Origin of the sequence: Citrobacter sp. TBCP-5362 (assembly GCF_005406305.1) — a bacterium.
Lineage (GTDB): Bacteria > Pseudomonadota > Gammaproteobacteria > Enterobacterales > Enterobacteriaceae > Citrobacter_B > Citrobacter_B koseri.
The window spans coordinates 1530316-1552660 of the sequence record NZ_CP040234.1 but is presented as its reverse complement, the minus strand read 5'-3'; the positions used below and the strand labels follow the sequence as shown (position 1 = coordinate 1552660).

The 22345-nt window shown below is 53.7% G+C and carries 19 protein-coding genes and 1 tRNA gene; 15 read left to right on the top strand and 5 right to left on the bottom strand.

Going from position 1 to position 22345, the window contains the following annotated elements:
- Positions 1 to 29: 29 nt before the first annotated feature.
- Positions 30 to 1220 (bottom strand): mannonate dehydratase, encoded by a 1191-nt coding sequence (gene uxuA, locus FD428_RS07480; protein ID WP_012131587.1) that lies wholly within the window; start codon positions 1218 to 1220, stop codon positions 30 to 32.
- Between the two features lie 204 nt (positions 1221 to 1424).
- Between uxuA and FD428_RS07475 the strand changes: the two genes are divergently transcribed.
- The 9 genes from FD428_RS07475 (at position 1425) to yejF (ending at position 13108) form a co-directional block, all read left to right on the top strand.
- Positions 1425 to 2891 (top strand): mannitol dehydrogenase family protein, encoded by a 1467-nt coding sequence (locus FD428_RS07475; protein WP_114848225.1) that lies wholly within the window; start codon positions 1425 to 1427, stop codon positions 2889 to 2891.
- 119 nt (positions 2892 to 3010) lie between these two features.
- Positions 3011 to 3997: a GTP-binding protein gene (locus FD428_RS07470; protein WP_047462464.1), complete on the top strand. Its 987-nt coding sequence runs from the start codon at positions 3011 to 3013 to the stop codon at positions 3995 to 3997.
- A 28-nt stretch (positions 3998 to 4025) separates the two neighbouring features.
- Complete coding sequence (locus tag FD428_RS07465) at positions 4026 to 4745, top strand: phosphatase PAP2 family protein (protein WP_047462461.1); 720 nt, start codon at positions 4026 to 4028, stop codon at positions 4743 to 4745.
- Between the two features lie 413 nt (positions 4746 to 5158).
- Complete coding sequence (mepS, locus tag FD428_RS07460) at positions 5159 to 5728, top strand: bifunctional murein DD-endopeptidase/murein LD-carboxypeptidase (protein ID WP_012131581.1); 570 nt, start codon at positions 5159 to 5161, stop codon at positions 5726 to 5728.
- Positions 5729 to 5916: 188 nt separating this feature from the next.
- A complete protein-coding gene (locus FD428_RS07455; protein ID WP_012131580.1) occupies positions 5917 to 7473 on the top strand; it encodes a cyclic di-GMP phosphodiesterase in 1557 nt (518 codons plus the stop codon).
- A gap of 109 nt (positions 7474 to 7582) precedes the next feature.
- Positions 7583 to 9397: an extracellular solute-binding protein gene (locus FD428_RS07450; protein WP_114848226.1), complete on the top strand. Its 1815-nt coding sequence runs from the start codon at positions 7583 to 7585 to the stop codon at positions 9395 to 9397.
- Entirely contained in the window at positions 9398 to 10492 is a 1095-nt protein-coding gene (locus tag FD428_RS07445; RefSeq protein WP_012131578.1) for a microcin C ABC transporter permease YejB, read from the top strand.
- Entirely contained in the window at positions 10492 to 11517 is a 1026-nt protein-coding gene (locus tag FD428_RS07440) for an ABC transporter permease (protein WP_114848227.1), read from the top strand. Before FD428_RS07445 ends, FD428_RS07440 begins: the two co-directional genes overlap by 1 nt.
- A gap of 1 nt (position 11518) precedes the next feature.
- On the top strand, positions 11519 to 13108 hold the full coding sequence (yejF, locus tag FD428_RS07435) for a microcin C ABC transporter ATP-binding protein YejF (RefSeq protein WP_112001901.1): 1590 nt from the start codon (positions 11519 to 11521) through the stop codon (positions 13106 to 13108).
- A gap of 3 nt (positions 13109 to 13111) precedes the next feature.
- On the opposite strand, the gene FD428_RS07430 is transcribed toward yejF, so the two are convergent.
- The 3 genes from FD428_RS07430 to rsuA all read right to left on the bottom strand — a co-directional run bounded on the left by FD428_RS07430 (position 13112) and on the right by rsuA (position 15730).
- Entirely contained in the window at positions 13112 to 13456 is a 345-nt protein-coding gene (locus FD428_RS07430) for a YejG family protein (protein ID WP_024130169.1), read from the bottom strand.
- A 335-nt stretch (positions 13457 to 13791) separates the two neighbouring features.
- Positions 13792 to 14982 (bottom strand): Bcr/CflA family multidrug efflux MFS transporter, encoded by a 1191-nt coding sequence (locus tag FD428_RS07420; protein ID WP_024130168.1) that lies wholly within the window; start codon positions 14980 to 14982, stop codon positions 13792 to 13794.
- Positions 14983 to 15031: 49 nt separating this feature from the next.
- Positions 15032 to 15730 carry a 16S rRNA pseudouridine(516) synthase RsuA gene (rsuA, locus tag FD428_RS07415; RefSeq protein WP_047463976.1) on the bottom strand — a complete coding sequence of 233 codons (699 nt, stop codon included), beginning with the start codon at positions 15728 to 15730 and terminating at the stop codon, positions 15032 to 15034.
- A gap of 150 nt (positions 15731 to 15880) precedes the next feature.
- Between rsuA and FD428_RS07410 the strand changes: the two genes are divergently transcribed.
- Positions 15881 to 17641 (top strand): DEAD/DEAH box helicase, encoded by a 1761-nt coding sequence (locus tag FD428_RS07410; RefSeq protein WP_114848228.1) that lies wholly within the window; start codon positions 15881 to 15883, stop codon positions 17639 to 17641.
- Between the two features lie 125 nt (positions 17642 to 17766).
- Positions 17767 to 18051, top strand: a complete 285-nt coding sequence (rplY, locus tag FD428_RS07405; RefSeq protein ID WP_012131568.1) for a 50S ribosomal protein L25 — start codon at positions 17767 to 17769, stop codon at positions 18049 to 18051.
- 130 nt (positions 18052 to 18181) lie between these two features.
- On the opposite strand, the gene yejK is transcribed toward rplY, so the two are convergent.
- Entirely contained in the window at positions 18182 to 19189 is a 1008-nt protein-coding gene (yejK, locus tag FD428_RS07400) for a nucleoid-associated protein YejK (protein WP_114848229.1), read from the bottom strand.
- A 134-nt stretch (positions 19190 to 19323) separates the two neighbouring features.
- Between yejK and FD428_RS07395 the strand changes: the two genes are divergently transcribed.
- From FD428_RS07395 to narP, 4 genes are all read left to right on the top strand, one after another.
- Positions 19324 to 19551 carry a YejL family protein gene (locus FD428_RS07395; RefSeq protein WP_012131565.1) on the top strand — a complete coding sequence of 76 codons (228 nt, stop codon included), beginning with the start codon at positions 19324 to 19326 and terminating at the stop codon, positions 19549 to 19551.
- Positions 19552 to 19570: 19 nt separating this feature from the next.
- A complete protein-coding gene (yejM, locus tag FD428_RS07390) occupies positions 19571 to 21331 on the top strand; it encodes an LPS biosynthesis-modulating metalloenzyme YejM (RefSeq protein WP_012131564.1) in 1761 nt (586 codons plus the stop codon).
- A 73-nt stretch (positions 21332 to 21404) separates the two neighbouring features.
- Positions 21405 to 21481, top strand: a tRNA-Pro gene (locus tag FD428_RS07385).
- Between the two features lie 210 nt (positions 21482 to 21691).
- Positions 21692 to 22339, top strand: coding sequence for a nitrate/nitrite response regulator protein NarP (narP, locus tag FD428_RS07380; protein WP_012131563.1), 648 nt, complete (start codon positions 21692 to 21694; stop codon positions 22337 to 22339).
- Positions 22340 to 22345 lie beyond the last annotated feature (6 nt).

Genomic DNA, 22345 nt, shown 5'->3' with positions numbered 1-22345 from the left:
GGGCTGTCCTTTTTTATGACCAACAGGTGTTACAGCAAATCGCGGAACTGGGTCTTTTTCAGCGCCAGTTCAACGCCACGAATTTCCGCCAGCCCTTTCAGACGACCAATAGCGGAGTAGCCGGGGTTGGTTTTCTTATGCAGATCGTCAAGCATCTGATGACCGTGATCCGGGCGCATTGGGATCGGACGCAGATCGCCTGCCAGCTTACGACGCTGTTCTTCCGTAAGAATTGCGGTAATCACCGCGACCATATCGACATCCCCTTGCAAATGCGCGCCTTCGTGGAAGGTTTTCGGGTTATCTTCACGGCAGGTTGAGCGTAAATGGGTAAAGTGAATGCGGTCGCCAAACGTCTCGATCATTTTCACCAGGTCGTTATCCGCGCGTACGCCGTACGAACCGGTACACATGGTGAACCCGTTGTTAATGCTGTCTACGGTTTCTTTCAGCCACTGCATATCTTCAATGGTAGAAACGATGCGCGGCAGGCCGAGGATGGGGCGCGGCGGATCGTCAGGATGCACCGCCAGGCGCACGCCGACTTCTTCTGCCACCGGCACAATCGCACGCAGGAATACCGCCATATTTTCGCGTAAATCCTCTTTGCTGATACCGTTATATTCCGCCAGACGCGCACGGAACTGATCCAGCGTATAACCCTCTTCAGCGCCAGGCAGCCCGGCGATAATATTCCGGGTCAGTTTTTCGATATCCGCAGCGCTCATGGCGTTGAAGTAGTCCAGCGCCTGGCGCTGTTCTTCTTCGCTGTAGTCCGCTTGCGCGCCGTCACGCTTCAGGATGTGCAGTTCGAAAGCCGCAAAGGCAATCTGATCGAAACGCAGCGCTCTGGAACCATCGGGCAACGGATATTCAAGGTCGGTACGCGTCCAGTCGAGAATCGGCATAAAGTTGTAGCACACGGTATCAATACCGCAGGCGGCCAGATTACGGATGCTTTGCTGATAGTTTGCAATCCAGGTCTGGTACTGCCCGGAGCGGGTTTTAATCTCTTCATGCACCGGAATACTTTCGACAACAGACCAGGTCAGCCCTTTCTCAGCCAGAATGGCCTGGCGCTTTTTAATCTCTTCAACCGGCCACACATCACCGTTCGGAATGTGGTGCAATGCCGTCACAACCCCCGTTGCGCCAGCCTGACGCACATCATCAAGCGATACCGGATCGTTAGGCCCGTACCAACGCCAGGTTTGTTCCATTGCTTCACCTCACAAGTTGTTATACCAAATTAGTTTACCTGAGTGATGACTACCATACAGGTATCGCGTAAATGGTCAACGCAGGGCGCATGATTGATTGATCCAGCTCACAATCCCCGGATAAATGCGGCATACCAATTCAATTTGGTGTCATATAACTTTACACTGCTATTGTTAATTAATGGTTAATCAGGTGTGTTCTTAATGAAGACTATTGCCTCTGCCCCACTCCCGGAAGGCGTACTGACGCCCCGCTACGATCGACAACAACTACAAACCCGGATTGTGCACTTCGGTTTTGGTGCGTTTCACCGCGCCCATCAGGCATTATTGACCGACAGAGTGCTGAATGCGCAAGGCGGAGACTGGGGGATCTGCGAGATCAGCCTGTTCAGCGGCGATCGCCTGATGAGCCAGCTTCGCGAGCAGAATCACTTGTACACCGTGCTGGAAAAAGGCGCGAACGGCAATCAGGCGATTATCGTCGGCGCGGTCAAGGAGTGTCTGAACGCAAAGCTGGATTCGCTTGCCGCTATTATCGAAAAGTTTTGCGAGCCGCAGGTGGCGATAGTGTCACTCACTATCACCGAAAAAGGATATTGCATCGATCCGGCAACCGGTTCGCTCGACGTGTCAAACCCGCGCATTATTCACGATATGCAACACCCCACGGAGCCGCACTCGGCGCCGGGGATTCTTGTGGAGGCCCTGCATCGTCGGCGTGAGCGCGGGTTGTCGCCTTTCACGGTTCTCTCCTGCGATAACATCCCGGATAACGGCCATGTGGTTAAAAACGCCGTTCTGGGCATGGCGGAAAAACGCGCGGCGGAGCTGGCGGCGTGGATTCAGCAGCACGTCAGCTTCCCGGGAACGATGGTAGACAGAATCGTGCCTGCCGCCACAGAGGAGTCGCTGGACGAAATTACCCGCGAGCTGGGCGTCGCCGATCCCTGCGCCATCAGTTGCGAACCGTTTATACAGTGGGTCATTGAAGATAACTTTGTGGCAGGCCGCCCGCAGTGGGAAGTCGCTGGCGTGCAGATGGTTGATGACGTGCTGCCCTGGGAGCAAATGAAACTACGCATGCTCAACGGCAGCCATTCGTTCCTTGCGTATCTCGGCTATCTGGCCGGGTTCCAGCACATCAGCGATTGTATGCAGGACAGCGCGTTTCGCGAGGCCGCTTACCACCTGATGATGAATGAACAGGCGCCGACATTGCGCATCACCAACGTCGATTTATCCCGCTATGCCGCCAGCCTGATTGAACGCTTCGCCAATCCGGCGCTGAAGCACCGGACCTGGCAAATCGCGATGGACGGCAGCCAGAAATTACCGCAGCGGATGCTGGAAGGCATTCGCGAACATCTGGCGCGTGGGAGTGACTGGCCGCTGCTGGCGCTGGGCGTCGCAGGCTGGATGCGCTACGTCAGCGGCGTGGACGACGCTGGTGCAACGATTGATATTCGGGACCCGCTCAGTGAAAAAATTCGCCTGCTTGTTGAAAGCAGCAGTGACGCGGAGCGGGTTAGCGCGCTGCTGTCGTTGCAGGAGGTTTTCGGCACGGATCTCGTGAAAAATCCCCTGTTTGTGCAGGCCATTGAGCAAGCCTGGCGGCGCATTGCGCAACATGGCGCGCATCAGGCGGTCATTGATACGTTAAAAAATTAACAATTTCTGTCTTTCCAGCGGACGAAAAAATTCTTCGTCCGCTCTGCCCTTCTCTTTTTCGTTTTTTTTCGCCAGGATTAGCATGAGCCGTTACGGCATATCATTATTCTGGAGCAGACGTGACCAAAACCAACCTCATTACCGGCTTTCTCGGCAGTGGAAAAACAACCTCTATTCTTCATCTGTTAGCCAACAAAGATCCTGCGGAAAAATGGGCCGTGCTGGTCAACGAATTTGGCGAAGTGGGCATTGACGGCGCACTGCTTGCGGACAGCGGCGCATTGCTGAAAGAGATCCCCGGTGGTTGCATGTGTTGCGTGAACGGACTACCAATGCAGGTGGGGCTAAATACCCTGCTGCGCCAGGGCAAGCCGGACCGCTTACTGATCGAACCGACAGGACTTGGCCATCCGAAACAGATCCTCGATTTGTTAACCGCGCCGGTTTACGAGCCGTGGATCGACCTGCGCGCCACGCTGTGCATCCTTGATCCGCGTTTACTGCTGGATGAAAAGAGCGTCGCCAACGAAAACTTCCGCGACCAGCTGGCTGCCGCCGATGTCATCGTCGCGAATAAAACCGATCGCGCTACGCCGGAAAGCGAAAGCGCCCTGCAAACCTGGTGGCAACAGTACGGCGACAATCGTCAACTGGTTCATGCCGACCACGGGCAAATCAACGAACAGCTGCTGGATTTACCGCGCCAGAATCTGGCGGAACTGCCCGCCAGCGCCGCCCACGCGCACCAGCATGCCGAAAGAAAAGGGCTCGCCGCGCTTAGCCTGCCGGCGCAACAGCGCTGGCGTCGCAGCCTGAACAGCGGCCAGGGACATCAGGCCTGCGGCTGGATTTTTGATGCAGATACCGTGTTCGACACCATCGGCCTGCTCGAATGGGCGCGCCTCGCGCCGGTTGGACGAGTGAAAGGCGTTATGCGCATTAAGGAGGGGCTGGTGCGTATTAATCGTCAGGGTGACGATCTTCATATTGAGACCCAAAACGTCGCGCCGCCGGACAGCCGCATCGAACTCATCTCAGACCGCGAAACAGACTGGAATACATTACAGACCGCATTGTTGAAGCTTCGTTTAGCCGAGGACGCGTAAGGTTGCCTCCGTTTTACTGAATGGCGAGATGATAATGAAAACCCGGTATCCCCTCATACTGCTGATTAACGCTGCGGGTCTGGCGTTGTTTTTGTCGTGGTATATTCCAGTCAATCACGGATTCTGGTCTCCTCTCGACGCGAACATTTTTCACTTCTTTAACCAGAAGCTGGTTGAAAGCCGCGCATTTCTCTGGCTGGTGGCGATCACCAATAACCGGGCGTTTGATGGTTGCGCGCTGCTGGCGATGGGCTGCCTGATGCTGAGCTTCTGGTTAAAAGAGACCCCGGCGGGCCGTCGACGTATTATCATCATCGGCCTGGTGATGCTTTTATCTGCGGTTGTGGTGAATCAGTTAGGTCAGGCGTTTATTCCGGTCAAACGCGCCAGCCCTACGCTGACGCTTGAAAATATTCACCGCGTCAGCGATCTCCTGCATATTCCCACCAAGGATGCGTCAAAAGACAGTTTCCCTGGCGATCACGGAATGATGCTGCTTATTTTTTCCGCATTTATGCTGCGTTATTTCGGAAAAGTCGCAGGTTTCATCGCCCTTATTATATTTGTGGTTTTTGCCTTTCCGCGCGTAATGATCGGCGCCCACTGGTTCACGGATATTGCGGTCGGTTCGCTGACAACGGTGCTGATTGGATTGCCCTGGCTGTTAATGACGTCGTTCAGCGATCGCGTGATACGGTTTTTCGATAATTATCTGCCCGGTAAAAACAAACAAAATTTAAACAAATAAATCACATCAATTAACATCGCCATCAGAGAGCGTTCTCACTCCTGATGGCGATCGTCGATTATTTCCCGCCCCGCCGTCATCTTCCTGTCATCTTCTTCCCGTTGAAAATGAACGCATTGCCTGTTATTCGCCTCATTTGCGTTTAATTTAGCCAATGCCACTAATTCACTTTCAGTATCATAATTTCTTATAAAAAATCCCGCCAAACTGCTCGCAATGGCAGCAACGATCGGGTAATCTTGAACTCGTTTTGCCTCGCTGGATAATTATTCTCTTTGCGAATAAATTTGTGCGTTCCGCCACAGATTTGACCTTAAAGAATTGTCTCATTGTGCGCAGGTAATTAGTCTCGTCACGTTTGGCATTTTTATAACGATATTTGTCGTTAAGGACTTCAAGGGAAAACAAACAACATGGTCAGGTCTCAACCGATTTTGAGATATATCCTGCGGGGAATTCCCGCGATTGCAGTGGCGGTTCTGCTTTCTGCATGTAGCACTACAAATACCGCAAAGAACGTGCATTCTGAGACGCATGCTGTGGGCAATGGAGATAACTCTTCACTGCAAGCCTCTCAGGATGAATTTGAAAATATGGTGCGTAACCTCGATGTTAAATCGCGGATTATGGATCAGTATGCTGACTGGAAAGGCGTGCGTTACCGCCTTGGCGGCAGCACCAAAAAAGGTGTCGATTGTTCCAGCTTTGTACAGCGTACATTCCGTGAACAATTTGGTTTAGAACTGCCTCGCTCAACCTATGAGCAGCAGGAAATGGGCAAATCCGTTTCGCGCAATAACCTGCGCACGGGCGATCTGGTTCTGTTCCGCGCCGGTTCGACGGGCCGTCATGTAGGCATCTACATCGGCAACAACCAGTTTGTTCATGCGTCTACCAGTAGCGGCGTTATTATTTCCAGCATGAACGAGCCTTACTGGAAAAAACGTTACAACGAAGGGCGCCGGGTTCTGAGCCGCAGTTAATTTTTCGTCTGACCGCTATCCCTTGGCAATCCTGACGAGACACATAAAAAGCACTGCTTCGGCGGTGCTTTTTTTGCGTTCTATCGCATCCCTGTAGAAAAGTATGACGATGCGGTTTAATCCAGGTTATAGTCTTTTAAATCAAGCATTTTAATCGCATTCGGTTACCTCAGGTAGAACCAGTAACTATGTTCACACGCGCCTCCTCGTCCTCGCGAAAAATCCTGCTCACCTGCATTCTCACAGGGGTCATCGTCGCGTTACTTATCAGTAGCCTGCAATTTTTAATGTCATGGCATAAACGTGAAGTCAAATACGACACGCTGATATCCGACGTACAACATTATCTGGTGAGCTACTTCGCCGACCTTAAAGCCACGACGGATGTGTTACAGCCCCTGACGCTTAATGACTGCCAGCAAGTCTCTTCCGAGCTGACCTCCCGCGCCGCTTTTAGCCTGAATGTGCGCGCCTTTTTGCTCGTCAAAGACAAAATCGCCTTCTGCTCGTCGGCAACCGGGCCGATGGACACGCCGCTTACCGACCTGGTATCCAATATCGACATCCGCAAAGAGATTGATATGGCGATACTTCCCGGCACGCCGATGATGCCGGATAAACCGGCGATGGCGATTTGGTATCGCAACCCGTTATTAAAAGAGAGCGGCGTATTTACCTCACTGAATATCAACCTGACGCCCTACCTTATTTACACCGCCCGACAGGAAGATTTTGATGGCATCGCATTAATTATTGGCGATACCGTGCTCTCGACGTTTTCTTCGCATTTAATGACCGTGAAAGAGCTGTCGGGCACGCCTTCGCGCCAGGCGACAATAAAAGGGCTGCCGCTGAAGATACAGTTATACGCCGACAGCTGGACCTATAACGACGTGGGCTATGCCCTGCTGCTGGGCAGTATGAGCGGTATCATCGCCGCCCTGCTCTGCTACTACATCAGCTCTATCCGCCTGAAGCCGGGACGAGAGATCCTGGTGGCTATCAAGCGCGAACAATTTTATGTGGTCTATCAACCGGTCGTTGATACCCAAACGCTCAGGGTCACGGGTCTGGAAGTGCTGTTACGCTGGCGTCACCCTACGGCAGGCGAAATCCCGCCTGACGCGTTTATTCATTACGCAGAAGCCCAGCAGCTTATTGTGCCGCTCACCCAGCATCTGTTTAAACTCGTGGCGCGCGACGCCCCCGCGTTGCAGAAGGTACTGCCTGTCGGGGCAAAGTTTGGCATCAATATCGCGCCTGACCACCTGCACAGCAACAGCTTTAAAGAGGACATCCGTCTCCTGGCGGAATCCTTACCGCCGCATCATTTTCAGATCGTACTGGAAATTACCGAACGCGATATGCTCAATCAACATGAAGCGGCTAAATTATTTGAGTGGCTGCACTGCGCTGGATTCGAAATCGCAATTGATGATTTTGGCACCGGCCATAGCGCCCTCATCTATCTGGAACGCTTTACGCTGGACTACCTGAAAATCGACCGGGGCTTTATTAATGCGATTGGTACGGAAACCGTGACCTCTCCAGTTCTGGATGCGGTTTTGATGCTCTCTAAGCGCCTGCATATGCTGACCGTTGCGGAAGGAGTGGAAACCCCGGAGCAGGCCCGATGGCTACGCGATCATGGCGTCAACTTCCTCCAGGGGTACTGGATTAGCCGCCCCTTAGCGCTTGAGGACTTCGTTCACTGGATGAATACCCGGCCCGCGCCGAAATGGTGACGGCACTCTTCTGCCCGAATGGATTCACAACAGAGGCTGCGTCACTTATTATTCAGGATTGACGCTTGCCTGACGGTGGCAGGTGATAAGAAAAGGAAACCATTTTCCGATGATTGCTCGCGTAATGCTTCTGTTTGTCGCCCTGGCCAGCTTTGGCGTACAGGCTCAGGCCATCAAAGAAAGTTACGCCTTTTCCGTGCTTGGCGAACCCAAATACGCCTTCAATTTTAATCATTTCGATTATGTCAATCCGGCGGCGCCAAAAGGGGGGCGGATAACGCTTTCCGCGACCGGGACATTCGATAATTTCAACCGCTATTCCATGCGCGGTAATCCTGGCGCACGTACCGAGCAGCTTTACGACACGCTTTTTACCACCTCTGACGATGAACCCGGCAGCTACTACCCGCTCATTGCCGACAACGCGCGATATGCGGAGGATTACTCCTGGGTGGAAGTGACCATCAACCCACGCGCCCGTTTTCATGATGGTTCGCCCATCACTGCCCGCGACGTCGCCTTCACCTTCCATAAATTTATGACTGAGGGCGTGCCGCAATTTCGTCTGGTGTACAAAGGCACGACCGTCAAAGCCATCGCTCCGCTTACCGTCCGCATTGAATTAGCCAAACCCGGTAAAGAGGATATGCTCAGCCTGTTTTCTTTACCGGTCATGCCGGAAAAATTCTGGAAGGATCATAAGCTCAGCGACCCACTCTCTAAGCCTCCTCTTGCCAGCGGCCCGTACCGCATAACCCAGTGGAAAATGGGCCAGTATATTGTCTATTCCCGGGTAAAAAACTATTGGGCTGCTAACCTGCCGGTAAACCGGGGGCGCTGGAACTTTGATACCATCCGCTACGACTATTACCTTGATGACAACGTTGCGTTTGAAGCCTTTAAGGCCGGGGCGTTTGACCTGCGTCTGGAGAATGACGCGAAAAACTGGGCAACGCGCTACACCGGTAAAAACTTTGATAACCATTACATCGTTAAAGACGAACAGAAAAATGAATCCGCACAGGATACGCGCTGGCTGGCCTTTAATATTCAGCGTCCGGTATTTAACGATCGTCGCGTGCGTGAAGCGATAACCCTGGCATTTGATTTCGAATGGATGAACAAGGCATTGTTTTATAATGCCTGGAGCCGGGCAAACAGCTATTTCCAGAATACCGAGTATGCCGCCAGAAACTACCCCAGTGCAGACGAACTGGTCTTACTCGCACCCATGAAAAAGGATCTGCCGCCGGAGGTCTTTACCCGGATTTATCAGCCGCCAGTCTCAAACGGCGATGGCTACGATCGGGAAAACCTGCTGAAGGCCGATAAATTACTCACAGAGGTGGGATGGGTACTGAAAGGCCAGCAACGCGTTAACAGCGCGACCGGCAAAACGCTGAGCTTTGAACTGCTGCTTCCGGCAGGCGGCAACAGCCAGTGGGTTCTTCCCTTCCAGCATAATTTGCAGCGTCTTGGCATCACGATGAACATCCGCCAGGTTGATAACTCGCAAATCACCAACCGTATGCGCAGTCGCGACTACGACATGATGCCGCGACTGTGGCGCGCCATGCCGTGGCCCAGCTCCGATCTACAAATATCCTGGGCGTCTGAATACATTGACTCCAGCTATAACGCGCCAGGCGTGCAAAGCCCGGTCATTGATAAACTGATTGCCCAAATCATTGCCGCCCAGGGCGATAAAACGAAGCTGATTCCCCTCGGGCGGGCGCTGGATCGGGTATTAACCTGGAATTACTACATGCTGCCAATGTGGTATATGGCGGAAGACAGGCTCGCCTGGTGGGATAAATTTTCCCATCCGGCCATTCGGCCGATCTACACCATTGGACTGGATACCTGGTGGTATGACGTCAACAAAGCGGCAAAACTTCCCGCCGCCAGACGACAGGGAGAATAAATGGGCGCCTACCTGATTCGACGTCTGTTACTGGTGATCCCGACGCTGTGGGCCATCATTACAATCAACTTTTTTATTGTCCAGATCGCACCGGGCGGCCCGGTTGACCAGGCGATCGCGGCCATTGAATTCGGCCAGTCTGGCGCCCTGCCCGGCGCCGGTAGCGAAGGCGTTCGCGCCAGCCACGCCCAGACCGGCGTAGGGAATATTAGCGACAGCCACTATCGCGGCGGACGTGGGTTAGATCCCGAGGTGATCGCGGAGATCACGCATCGCTACGGCTTTGATAAGCCTGTTCATGAGCGCTACTTTAAAATGCTCTGGGACTATGTTCGTTTTGATTTCGGCGACAGCCTGTTTCGCAGCGCATCCGTACTGACGTTAATCAAAGACAGTCTGCCCGTGTCCATTACGCTCGGATTGTGGAGTACGCTCATCATTTATCTGGTGTCGATCCCGCTGGGCATCCGCAAAGCGGTATATAACGGCAGCCGTTTCGACATCTGGAGCAGCGCTTTTATCATCGTTGGCTACGCTATCCCCGCCTTCCTGTTCGCCATCTTATTGATCGTTTTCTTTGCTGGCGGTAGCTATTACGACCTCTTCCCGCTGCGCGGCCTGGTATCCGCCAATTTTGATTCCCTGCCCTGGTATCAGAAAATTACCGACTACCTCTGGCATATCACGTTACCGGTACTGGCGACGGTGATCGGCGGGTTCGCCGCGCTGACCATGTTGACCAAAAACTCTTTTCTGGATGAAGTCCGCAAACAGTACGTTGTCACCGCGCGCGCAAAAGGGGTGAGCGAAAAAAACATTCTGTGGAAGCACGTTTTCCGCAACGCCATGCTGCTGGTGATCGCCGGTTTTCCGGCCACCTTTATCAGCATGTTTTTCACCGGTTCGCTGCTCATTGAAGTGATGTTTTCCTTAAACGGGCTGGGGTTGCTGGGCTACGAAGCGACCGTGTCACGCGACTACCCGGTAATGTTTGGCACGTTATACATTTTCACCCTGATCGGCTTACTGCTGAATATCCTGAGCGATATCAGCTATACGCTGGTTGATCCACGCATTGATTTTGAGGGACGCTGATGCCGCGATTAAGCCCTGCAAACCAGGCCCGCTGGGCGCGTTTTCGTCATAATCGCCGGGGCTACTGGTCACTGTGGATTTTCCTGGTGCTGTTTGGCCTGAGTCTGTGCGCCGAACTGGTCGCCAACGATAAACCGCTGCTGGTGCGCTATGAGGGAAGCTGGTACTTTCCGCTGGTCAAAAACTACAGCGAAAGCGAGTTCGGCGGGCCGTTCGCAACGCAGGCGGATTATCAGGACCCCTGGCTGCAAAAGCAGCTTGAAAACCACGGATGGGTGCTGTGGGCGCCCGTGCGTTTTGGCGCCACCAGCATCAACTTTGCCACTGATAAACCCTTCCCCTCTCCGCCATCCACACAAAACTGGCTGGGAACCGACGCGAATGGCGGCGACGTGCTGGCGCGCATCCTCTACGGCACGCGAATCTCTATCCTGTTTGGTTTGATGCTTACCCTCTGTTCCAGCGTAATGGGCGTGCTGGCAGGCGCGTTGCAGGGGTATTACGGCGGAAAAATCGACCTGTGGGGGCAACGGTTCATCGAAGTGTGGTCAGGAATGCCGACGCTGTTTCTGATTATTCTGCTCTCAAGCGTAGTGCAACCCAATTTCTGGTGGCTGCTGGCTATTACCGTCCTGTTTGGCTGGATGAGCCTGGTCGGGGTGGTTCGCGCGGAATTCCTGCGCACGCGCAATTTCGACTACATCCGCGCCGCACAGGCGCTGGGCGTCAGCGATCGCAGCATTATCCTGCGTCACATGCTGCCCAACGCGATGGTCGCCACGCTGACCTTTTTACCGTTCATTTTGTGCAGCTCGATTACCACATTGACGTCACTGGATTTTCTCGGATTTGGCCTGCCGCTCGGCTCCCCTTCCCTCGGCGAATTACTCCTGCAAGGTAAAAATAATTTGCAGGCGCCGTGGCTTGGGATCACCGCGTTCCTGTCCGTCGCGGTGTTATTGTCGCTGCTGATTTTTATTGGCGAAGCAGTACGCGACGCGTTTGATCCCAACAAGGCGGTATAAGATGACGCATCCTCTGTTAACTATTGAGAATTTATCGGTAGGTTTTCGCCATCAGGAGAACGTGCGCACGGTTGTTAACGACATCTCTCTACAGGTTGACGCAGGCGAAACGCTGGCGCTGGTGGGCGAATCCGGCTCCGGTAAAAGCGTCACCGCGCTGTCGATTCTGCGGTTACTGCCCTCTCCGCCTGCGGTGTATCTCGCGGGCGATATCCGTTTTCATGGCGAGTCATTGCTCCACGCCAGCGAGCAGACGCTGCGCGGCGTGCGGGGCAATAAAATCGCCATGATTTTTCAGGAACCGATGGTATCGCTAAACCCGTTGCATACGCTGGAAAAACAGCTCTACGAAGTGCTGTCCCTGCACCGGGGAATGCGCCGTGAGGCCGCCAGGGCCGAAATCCTGAGCTGCCTGGATCGCGTAGGGATTCGTCAGGCCGCGAAACGGCTGAGCGATTATCCCCATCAGCTCTCAGGCGGCGAACGCCAGCGCGTGATGATCGCAATGGCGTTGCTCACGCATCCTGAACTGTTAATCGCCGATGAACCCACGACCGCTCTGGATGTCTCCGTACAGGCGCAAATCCTGCAACTGCTGCGTGAACTGCAACGCGAACTGAATATGGGTATGCTGTTTATCACCCATAATCTCAGCATCGTGAAAAAACTGGCGGACGCCGTGGCGGTGATGCAAAACGGACGATGCGTGGAGCAAAACCGTGCGTTGCCGTTGCTTAGCGCGCCTGAGCATCCCTATACGCAGAAGTTGCTGAACAGCGAACCCACCGGCTCCCCGGTTCCATTGCCCGGTGAGTCGTCGCCGCTGCTGGAAGTGAGCCAGCTTCGCGTCGCATTCCCGATTCGAAAAGGGGTTCTGAAACGCGTGGTGGATCATAACGTCGTGGTTAACGAGGTGAGTTTCGCGCTTCGACCCGGTGAAACGCTGGGGTTGGTCGGTGAATCCGGGTCAGGGAAAAGCACCACCGGTCTGGCCTTGCTGCGGTTGATTCGCTCGCAGGGCAGCATCACTTTTGACGGCCAGCCGTTGCAAAATTTAACCCGCCGTCAGTTGCTGCCGGTTCGTCACCGTATTCAGGTGGTATTTCAGGACCCGAACTCATCGCTGAACCCCCGCCTCAACGTACTGCAAATTATTGAAGAAGGCTTACGCGTTCATCAACCGGCCCTTTCCGCCGGGCAGCGCGAAGAACAGGTTATCGCCGTCATGAAGGAAGTGGGTCTGGATGCTGAGACGCGCCATCGTTACCCGGCGGAATTTTCCGGCGGCCAGCGCCAGCGTATCGCTATCGCCAGGGCGCTAATACTGAAACCGTCGCTGATTATTCTGGATGAACCGACATCATCGCTGGACAGAACGGTTCAGGCACAAATCCTGGCGCTGTTGAAATCTTTACAACAAAAGCATCGCCTGGCTTACATTTTCATCAGCCACGATCTGCATGTTGTGCGCGCATTATGCCATCAGGTCATTGTACTGCGACAAGGAGAAGTGGTGGAACAGGGGCAATGTGAGCGTGTCTTTACCGCTCCGCAACAGGAGTATACGCGTCAGTTGCTCGCGCTAAGCTGACGCTCAAAAAGGATTGTTGTTCGAAAAGGGTTCCGCTATCGCTACGCCGAAATTTTTCAGGCGGCAGGTCGCGGCAAATTCGTCCTGACGATTAACAAACAGGCACGGCTCGCCTTCGCACTCCAGAACGGAGCAAGGCACTTCGATGTCGCTAAGCGCCTGGCTAAGTGTATGCATCACCGGCCATGCGCTGTCACCATCGGGGCTCAGGAGTTTGAGCGCCACCAGACTGTTTTCTGTGTTCTGCCCGTTTTGCGGAATCGGTTCAACTTTTGAACCTGCAAAACCCGTTGACCACCGATAGTTCTGCGGTAAACGATGAATGATTGAGAGTTGTAATGTAGTCACTTTCTTTCCCCGGAAGCACATTCACTTCACAATTTATTTACATCCATATTAACACATCATTGACAACCCGTCCTTAAACAGATCGAAAACGCTTACATCCCTGGTCTGAGCGGCCTGTACAGCCCGTTATTAAAATATTTTTTGCCAGTGCCGGACGTATTTGCGGGCTATATGTACCCGTTTCTGCGATCTAACTCAACCTTTTTAACTACAATGATGTGACTTTTTACATAAATTGATTTTACATAAAATAAACATAAATGGAAAAAATGATGGATTTGACGTTGATGTACGTCAACAAAGGAAGCCTTCCAGCTTCCATGTTGTGTATTAGATCACCGTTTTTTCGGGCGGCTGGCGTAGAGATAGAAGAGAATGGAGCAGGTTGCGCAGAAAGCAATCGACCAAATCATCGGCCAGGCGGAGGTAAAGGTTGCCAGCGACAGCAGCGCCCCAACAATCGCTCCAATGCCAAACCGGAACGTACCGGCCAGCGACGAGGCGGTGCCCGCCATATGCGGAAATTCATCCAGAATAACGGCCATCGCGTTTGAAGAGACCATAGAAACACATCCGACAAACGCCGCGACGCCAACCACCAGCGCCCAAAAGCCCACGCCAAACAGCGCGCTGAATACCATCCAGGCAGCCATCACAAACTGAATCCATAGCCCGGTACGGAACATATTCAACGCCCCAACCCGGCGCACGAAGCGGCTGTTGATAATGGTCATCACAAACAAGAACACAATGTTCAGCGCAAAGTAATAGCCAAAATGCTGCGGCGACACATGGTTAATCTCGATATACACAAACGGGCCGGCGCTGAGGAACGAGAACATTCCCGCAAAGCTAAATCCGCTGGCCAGCATATAGCTCAGTACGCGTTTGTGTCGGAACAGCGAGGCAAAGTTCCCTATCGTGGTACGAATATGGAACGGCTGACGGCGTTCAACGGGAAGCGTCTCGTTAATCAACAAGAAAATCATCACCGATGCCAGAATCGCCGCCACCGCCAGAATCCAGAAGATGTAATGCCAGCTCAACCACACCAGAACCCACCCACCAATAATCGGCGCCATCAGCGGCGCGATTGTCGTCACCAGCATGACGAATGACATCATGCGGGAGAACTCTTCTTTCGGGTAGATATCGCGCATCAGGGCATTGATCACCACGCTCGCCGCAGCGGCGGCAAGACCGTGGAAGAAACGCATGATGATCAACTGGTCGATAGTCTGCGCCAGCGCGCATGCCACCGCCGCCGCCGCAAACACCAGCGTCCCGCCGAGGATCACCGGCTTGCGCCCGAGACTATCCGCCATCGGGCCGTAAATAAGCTGCCCCACGGCGAACCCCAGAATATAGGTACTGAGGGTCATCTGCGCGCTGCCCGCCGGTACGCCAAACTGGGCAGAAATCACCGGCAGCGCCGGAAGATACATATCAATCGACAGCGGCATCAGCATGGCTAACAGGCCAAGGATAAAAACAATGGCAAAGGATGAGTGCTGCCGGGTGGTCACAAATGAACTCCTGAATTTAGCGGGACGTAAAGCGCCTGGCTCACCGGGTCTATAAACCGACGCTGGCGATTTCTTCTTCGGTCAACGGGCGATACTCGCCAGGTTCGAGGTCGTCATCCAGCACAATTGCGCCGATGCGTTCGCGGTGCAGTTCGACAACATGGTTCCCCACGGCGGCGAACATCCGCTTCACCTGGTGGTAGCGCCCTTCGCTAATGGTCAGACGCACCTGCGTCGGAGTGATCACCTCCAGCACGGCCGGTTTGGTGAGGTCTTTCTCATTATGCAGTTGCACGCCTTTGGCAAACTGTTCGGCGGTATCCGCAGCTACCGGCGATTCCAGTGTGACCAGATAGGTTTTCTCACAATGATGGCGCGGAGAGGTGATCCGGTGCGACCACTGGCCATCATCCGTCATCAACACCAGTCCCGTGGTGTCGATATCCAGCCGCCCGGCGGCATGCAGCTTGTACGCGACAGGTTCATCAAGGAAATAGAGTACCGTGGGATGATCCGGGTCGTCCGTTGAACAGACATAGCCCTGAGGCTTATTAAGCATAAAGTAGCGCGGACCATTTTGCTGAACCAGCGTGTTGCCATCGTACTCGACATTATGTTCTGGCAGGAGTTTAAACGCCGCGTTTCGGATGATTTCGCCATCGACGATAACACGGTTACTACGAATCTCACGCCCGGCAATAGCACGGCTGACGCCGAGTTGCTGAGCGATAAATTTATCAAGTCGCATGAGTTTGATTTTGCCTGTAATAATACGGAAATCGGGCATAACGCCCGAAAAATGAAGCCGTTGTCCATCCAGTATAACGGGCTCTAACCATCGCTCAAGGGAAATGATTCATGGCATACTATTCCCTGTACCGTTCATCGTAGTGAGACCATGATTTTTACACTTCGCCCTTACCAGCAAGAAGCCGTGGATGCCACGCTCAACCATTTTCGCCGCCACCGCACGCCTGCCGTGATTGTCCTGCCAACCGGCGCAGGCAAAAGTCTGGTGATTGCCGAGCTGGCGCGAGTGGCGCGTGGGCGCGTGCTGGTGCTGGCGCATGTAAAAGAGCTGGTCGCGCAAAACCATGCCAAATATTGCGCGCTGGGGCTGGAGGCCGACATTTTCTCCGCCGGTCTGAAGCGTAAAGAGAGCCACGGCAAGGTGGTGTTTGGCAGCGTGCAGTCGGTCGCCCGTAACCTTGACGCCTTCCAGGGCGAGTTTTCGCTGTTGATTGTCGATGAATGTCACCGCATCGGCGACGATGAAGAGAGTCAGTATCAGCAAATCCTGGCGCACCTGAGTAAAGTGAATCCCCACTTACGCCTGCTCGGCCTGACGGCCACCCCTTTCCGGCTAGGCAAAGGCTGGATTTATCATTTTCATTACCACGGCATGGTGCGCGGCGACGAAAAAGCGCTCTTTCGCGACTGCATTTATGAGTTACCGCTGCGCTACATGATTAAGCATGGTTATCTGACGCCGCCGGAGCGTCTGGATATGCCCGTGGTGCAGTATGATTTTAGCCGCCTGCAGGCACAGAGTAACGGCCTGTTCAGCGAAGCTGACCTCAATCGCGAGCTGAAAAAGCAGCAGCGCGTGACCCCGCACATCATCAGTCAGATTGTTGAATTTGCCCAAACCCGCAAAGGGGTGATGATTTTCGCCGCCACCGTCGAACATGCCAAAGAGATTGTGGGTTTGCTGCCCACCGATGATGCGGCGCTGATTACCGGGGACACGCCGGGCGCAGAGCGCGACGTGATGATTAACGATTTCAAAGCCCAGTGCTTTCGTTATCTGGTGAACGTCGCCGTGCTGACGACCGGGTTTGACGCGCCGCATGTCGATCTTATCGCTATCCTGCGCCCGACAGAGTCAGTCAGTCTTTACCAACAAATCGTGGGGCGTGGTCTGCGGCTTGCGCCTGGAAAAACCGACTGTCTGATCCTCGACTATGCCGGAAACCCGCACGATCTGTATGCGCCGGAAGTGGGCACGCCAAAAGGCAAAAGTGACAACGTTCCCGTGCAGGTGTTCTGCCCTGCCTGCGGGTTCGCCAATACCTTCTGGGGGAAAACCACCGCTGACGGCACGCTGATTGAGCATTTCGGTCGCCGCTGCCAGGGCTGGTTTGAAGATGATGACGGGCATCGCGAACAGTGCGATTTTCGCTTCCGCTTTAAAAACTGCCCGCAGTGCAACGCGGAAAACGATATCGCCGCCCGGCGCTGCCGGGAGTGCGACACGATTCTGGTCGACCCGGACGATATGCTGAAAGCGGCGCTAAAACTCAAAGATGCGCTGGTATTGCGCTGTAGCGGGATGGCGTTACAACACGGGCATGATGAGAAAGGCGAATGGCTGAAAATCACCTACTACGATGAGGACGGCGCCGATGTGAGTGAGCGCTTCCGATTGCAGACGCCCGCTCAACGCACCGCCTTTGAACAGTTGTTTATTCGCCCGCATACCCGCACGCCGGGTATTCCGTTACGCTGGATCGCTGCGGCGGATATCCTGGCGCAGCAGGCGCTGCTTCGCCACCCTGATTTTGTCGTCGCCCGCATGAAAGGTCAGTACTGGCAGGTGCGCGAAAAAGTCTTCGATTATGAAGGCCGCTTCCGGCGGGCACATGAATTGCGCGGTTAATCGTACTTTTGATTGATGTGATAGCCATTTGAGTATAGAATCTCGCCCGCTTTTGCATACGCAAAGCAGATCACTTACCTGTTGCTGGGTCGCCTGTAACAGGAATTATTTAAGAGAGATTTTAAATGTTTACTATCAACGCAGAAGTACGTAAAGAGCAGGGTAAGGGTGCGAGCCGCCGCCTGCGCGCCGCTAACAAGTTCCCGGCAATCATCTACGGTGGCGCTGAAGCCCCGATTGCTATCGAACTGGACCACGACCAGGTTATGAACATGCAAGCTAAAGCTGAGTTCTACAGCGAAGTTCTGACCATCGTTGTTGACGGTAAAGAAGTAAAAGTTAAAGCTCAGGCTGTACAGCGTCACGCGTTCAAGCCGAAGCTGACTCACATCGACTTCGTTCGCGCGTAATCGCCAACAAGTTGAAGAAAAACCCCGCCACGGCGGGGTTTTTTTATGGTGCGCGACAAGGCGATGAACCGTAAGCCGAATAAGGTGCCTGCACCGCTATCCGGCGTTACAACACATAACGTCAAAACCGTTAATTACCGCCGGACGTCCGACGCTGGAGCTGATCGCGCAGGTTTGGCGGCGTTCCCTTGATCGTCAGCGTATCGGTCGCCGGGTCCCAGAAAATCCGCTCACCTAACAGCATGGCGTCGAAGTTGATGGTTAACCCACCGCCGCTCCCGGCATATTTCGTCAGCTGACGCAGCGTGCTGCGGTCCGCCGGGAAACTCTCTTCCAGCTCATAGCCTTTGTCAGCGGTAAATTCTCTGAAGCTGACTTCGCTGACGCCGGATAACTCTTTCGACAGCGATTCAAGCTCAATCTCTTCACCAGACTGTAATTGCTCATTGCAGTAGCTGTACACCTGCTGACGGACATTCTGACGTTCAGCTTTGTCCAGCTGCGCTTCTGCGGTGAAATCGTCCACCGCCTGCAACAGCCCCCGGTTTTGCACTTTCGCGTTCAGCCCTTCGCTGGCGCCCAGGAAATCCATAAAGAAATCGGCCACTTTGCGCCCTACCCGGCCTTTCAGGAAGGTCAGATAACGGGTGGATTCCGGGTTCGTTTCCCATTCGGTCAAATCGATACGCGCCACAATATCCGCATGGTTAATATCCAGATAGTGCGTCGGGTTGATATCCAGGTTCTCATTCACGCGCATGCTGCTTAAGTTGTTCAGCACCGCCACCAGCAGATACTCCACCGCCAGATAACGGTAATGGCAGAACAGGACAATACCGCCGTCCGCAAACGGGTATTTCGCCAGTTCGTCGCGTAAACGGCCGGTCGCCGCACGGCTAAAGGCAAGAAAATCCTCCTCGCCCTGACGCTGCAACCGCAGCGTTTGCGCCAGTTCACTCTCTTCGCTGAACAGGCCGTACGCTTTGTTCTTGGCGCTATAGACCCGGTGCAGTTCAGCCACCATATCGACAACGGTGGTTGTCGGCTCCAGTAATGAATCGCGCAAGACCAGCTCAAGATTTTGCTCATCACGTTTGATAAGCTGGTGCAGGGCAATCTGGTTGATATCCAGACTCATGATAAACTCTCCTTTATGACCGGGCGGTATTCAATCACCTGACGGGCGGTGACGCAACAGGAGATAAAAAAGCAGAAAAAAAACTGTTGCTACGGTAATATGTTGCCCTTTCATGAACAAACTGATTGCGATTTATGCCACAACACTCCCGCTATAGTGACGAACACGTTGAACAATTACTGAGTGACCTGCTCAACGTACTGGAAAAACATAAGGCACCGACCGACCTTTCCCTGATGGTGCTGGGAAATATGGTCACCAACCTTATCAACACCAGCATCGCACCGGCTCAACGCCAGGCGATTGCGAACTCTTTTGCCCGCGCATTACAGTCTTCAATTAACGACGACAAAGCGCATTAAGGGAAACGAACGGCTATTTATGGTAACTCATCGTCAGCGCTACCGTGAAAAAGTCTCCCAGATGGTTAGCTGGGGGCACTGGTTTGCACTGTTCAACATTCTGCTGGCCATGGTGCTCGGTAGCCGTTACCTGTTTGTCGCAGACTGGCCGACAACGCTTGCAGGGCGTATTTACTCGTACCTGAGCATTGTCGGGCACTTCAGCTTTCTGGTGTTCGCCGCCTACCTGCTGATCCTGTTTCCTCTGACATTTATTGTCATGTCCCAGCGGCTGATGCGTTTTTTGTCAGCCATCCTGGCGACAGCGGGCATGACGCTGTTGCTGATCGACAGCGAAGTTTTTACCCGCTTCCACCTGCACCTGAATCCCATTGTCTGGGAACTGGTCATTAACCCCGATCAGAACGAGATGGCGCGCGACTGGCAGCTGATGTTTATTAGCGTGCCGGTCATCCTGTTAATCGAAATGCTGTTTGCGACCTGGAGCTGGCAAAAGCTGCGCAGCCTGACGCGACGTCGCCATTTCGCCAAACCGCTTGCCGCGTTCTTTTTCGTCTCATTTATCGCTTCGCATGTGGTGTATATCTGGGCAGACGCCAACTTCTATCGCCCGATCACCATGCAGCGCGCGAATTTACCGCTGTCATACCCGATGACGGCGCGCCGTTTTCTGGAAAAACACGGCCTGCTGGATGCGCAGGAGTATCAGCGCCGTCTGGTGGAACAAGGCAACCCGGAAGCCGTTTCCGTTCAGTATCCGCTGAGCGATTTGCAATATCGCGACATGGGTACCGGCCAGAACGTACTGTTAATTACGGTCGACGCGCTGAACTACTCCCGCTATGAAAAACAGATGCCCGCGTTGGCCGCATTCGCCGAACAGAATACGTCGTTCACGCGCCACATGAGTTCAGGCAACACATCTGACAATGGGATATTTGGTCTGTTCTATGGCGTATCGCCCAGCTATATGGACGGTATTCTGTCGACCAGAACGCCTGCCGCGCTGATCTCGGCGCTGAACCAGCAAGGCTATCAGTTAGGGCTATTCTCTTCTGACGGCTTCACCAGCCCGCTCTACCGCCAGGCGCTGCTGTCAGACTTCTCCATGCCAACCGTGCAAACGCAGTCCGACGAGCAGACGGCGAGCCAGTGGATTAACTGGTTAGGACGTTACGCCCAGGAAGATAACCGCTGGTTCTCATGGGTTTCCTTCAACGGCACAAACGTTGACGACAGCAACCAGAAAGACTTTGCGAAACGGTATGCCCGCGCCGCAGAGAACGTGGATGCCCAGATTAACCGGGTGCTCAGCGCACTGCGTGACGCAGGGAAACTCAACAACACCGTGGTGATCATTACGGGCGGTCGCGGCGTACCGTTAGCGCAGGAAGAGAGCCATTTCGCCTGGTCTCGCGGCCATCTGCAAGTACCGTTGATCATTCACTGGCCGGGCACGCCAGCGCAGCGAATCAACACTCTGACCGACCATACGGATTTGATGACGACGCTGATGCAGCGACTGTTGCACGTCAGTACGCCAGCCAATGAGTACTCGCAGGGACAGGATCTGTTCAACGCCACGCGCCGCCATTACTGGGTGACCGCGGCGGACGGCAGTACGCTGGCGATTACCACGCCGGAAATGACGCTGGTACTGAACAATAACGGCACCTATCAGACATACGATCTACACGGCGAGAAGATCAAAGACCAGAAGCCGCAGCTGAGCCTGTTGTTGCAGGTACTGACCGACGAGAAACGATTCATTGCTAACTGATTAATTATAAATCAGTTAGCAAGACATCCCCTTGCATTCGTGGTGGAAAGCGGTAGTATTGGCATCCACAAGTCGGCACGTAGCGCAGCCTGGTAGCGCACCGTCATGGGGTGTCGGGGGTCGGAGGTTCAAATCCTCTCGTGCCGACCAAAATCCCTTAGAAAAACCAACCTCTTACGGTTGGTTTTTTTATGCCTGCCGTTCTCTTCCAGTACCGTGCTAACACCGCATAATCAAAAGGTTTTACTACTTACCCATGCCCAAAATAGGGTAAAATTTATTCTCTCATCAACGCGATGAATCTGGACGATTTTCGCGCTAAAAACAATAATGATACGAGTATGTACTCAGGAGAATAGTATGCCTGAAGCAACGCCTTTTCAGGTGCTTATTGTGGACGATCATCCACTTATGCGACGAGGTATTCGTCAATTACTGGAACTGGATACCGCATTTAATGTCGTTGCCGAAGCTGGCGATGGGGCGAGTGCTATCGATCTGGCAAGCCGTCTCGATCTTGATCTGATCCTGCTTGACCTGAATATGAAAGGCCTGAGCGGGCTTGATACGTTGAATGCGCTGCGTCGGGATGGCGTCACCGCACAGATCATTATCCTGACGGTTTCCGACTCTGCCAGTGACGTGTACGCGCTGATTGATGCCGGGGCGGACGGCTATTTACTGAAAGACAGCGACCCGGAAGTGCTGCTGGAAGCGATTCGTGCTGGCGCCAACGGCGGCAAGGTATTCAGCGATCGCGTCAGCGAATACCTGCGCGAACGGGAACTGTTTGGCGCAGAGGAAGATCCCTTTAGCGTGCTCACTGAACGCGAACTGGACGTGCTGCACGAACTGGCTCAGGGGCTGTCGAACAAACAGATTGCCTCCGTGCTGAATATTTCTGAGCAGACGGTTAAGGTGCATATTCGTAATTTACTGCGAAAGCTGAACGTGCGCTCGCGCGTCGCGGCGACCATTCTCTTTTTACAAACACGCGGAATGCAGTAACAAGAT

Bases quoted from the DNA above. Each gene is read 5' to 3' on its own strand.
- FD428_RS07455 (WP_012131580.1), top strand. From the start codon at position 5,917: ATGTTCACACGCGCCTCCTCGTCCTCGCGAAAAATCCTGCTCACCTGC.
- narP (WP_012131563.1), top strand. From the start codon at position 21,692: ATGCCTGAAGCAACGCCTTTTCAGGTGCTTATTGTGGACGATCATCCA.
- FD428_RS07450 (WP_114848226.1), top strand. From the start codon at position 7,583: ATGATTGCTCGCGTAATGCTTCTGTTTGTCGCCCTGGCCAGCTTTGGC.
- yejM (WP_012131564.1), top strand. From the start codon at position 19,571: ATGGTAACTCATCGTCAGCGCTACCGTGAAAAAGTCTCCCAGATGGTT.
- yejK (WP_114848229.1), bottom strand. From the start codon at position 19,189: ATGAGTCTGGATATCAACCAGATTGCCCTGCACCAGCTTATCAAACGT.
- FD428_RS07445 (WP_012131578.1), top strand. From the start codon at position 9,398: ATGGGCGCCTACCTGATTCGACGTCTGTTACTGGTGATCCCGACGCTG.
- FD428_RS07440 (WP_114848227.1), top strand. From the start codon at position 10,492: ATGCCGCGATTAAGCCCTGCAAACCAGGCCCGCTGGGCGCGTTTTCGT.
- mepS (WP_012131581.1), top strand. From the start codon at position 5,159: ATGGTCAGGTCTCAACCGATTTTGAGATATATCCTGCGGGGAATTCCC.
- uxuA (WP_012131587.1), bottom strand. From the start codon at position 1,220: ATGGAACAAACCTGGCGTTGGTACGGGCCTAACGATCCGGTATCGCTT.
- FD428_RS07410 (WP_114848228.1), top strand. From the start codon at position 15,881: ATGATTTTTACACTTCGCCCTTACCAGCAAGAAGCCGTGGATGCCACG.
- FD428_RS07475 (WP_114848225.1), top strand. From the start codon at position 1,425: ATGAAGACTATTGCCTCTGCCCCACTCCCGGAAGGCGTACTGACGCCC.
- FD428_RS07395 (WP_012131565.1), top strand. From the start codon at position 19,324: ATGCCACAACACTCCCGCTATAGTGACGAACACGTTGAACAATTACTG.
- rplY (WP_012131568.1), top strand. From the start codon at position 17,767: ATGTTTACTATCAACGCAGAAGTACGTAAAGAGCAGGGTAAGGGTGCG.
- yejF (WP_112001901.1), top strand. From the start codon at position 11,519: ATGACGCATCCTCTGTTAACTATTGAGAATTTATCGGTAGGTTTTCGC.
- rsuA (WP_047463976.1), bottom strand. From the start codon at position 15,730: ATGCGACTTGATAAATTTATCGCTCAGCAACTCGGCGTCAGCCGTGCT.
- FD428_RS07465 (WP_047462461.1), top strand. From the start codon at position 4,026: ATGATAATGAAAACCCGGTATCCCCTCATACTGCTGATTAACGCTGCG.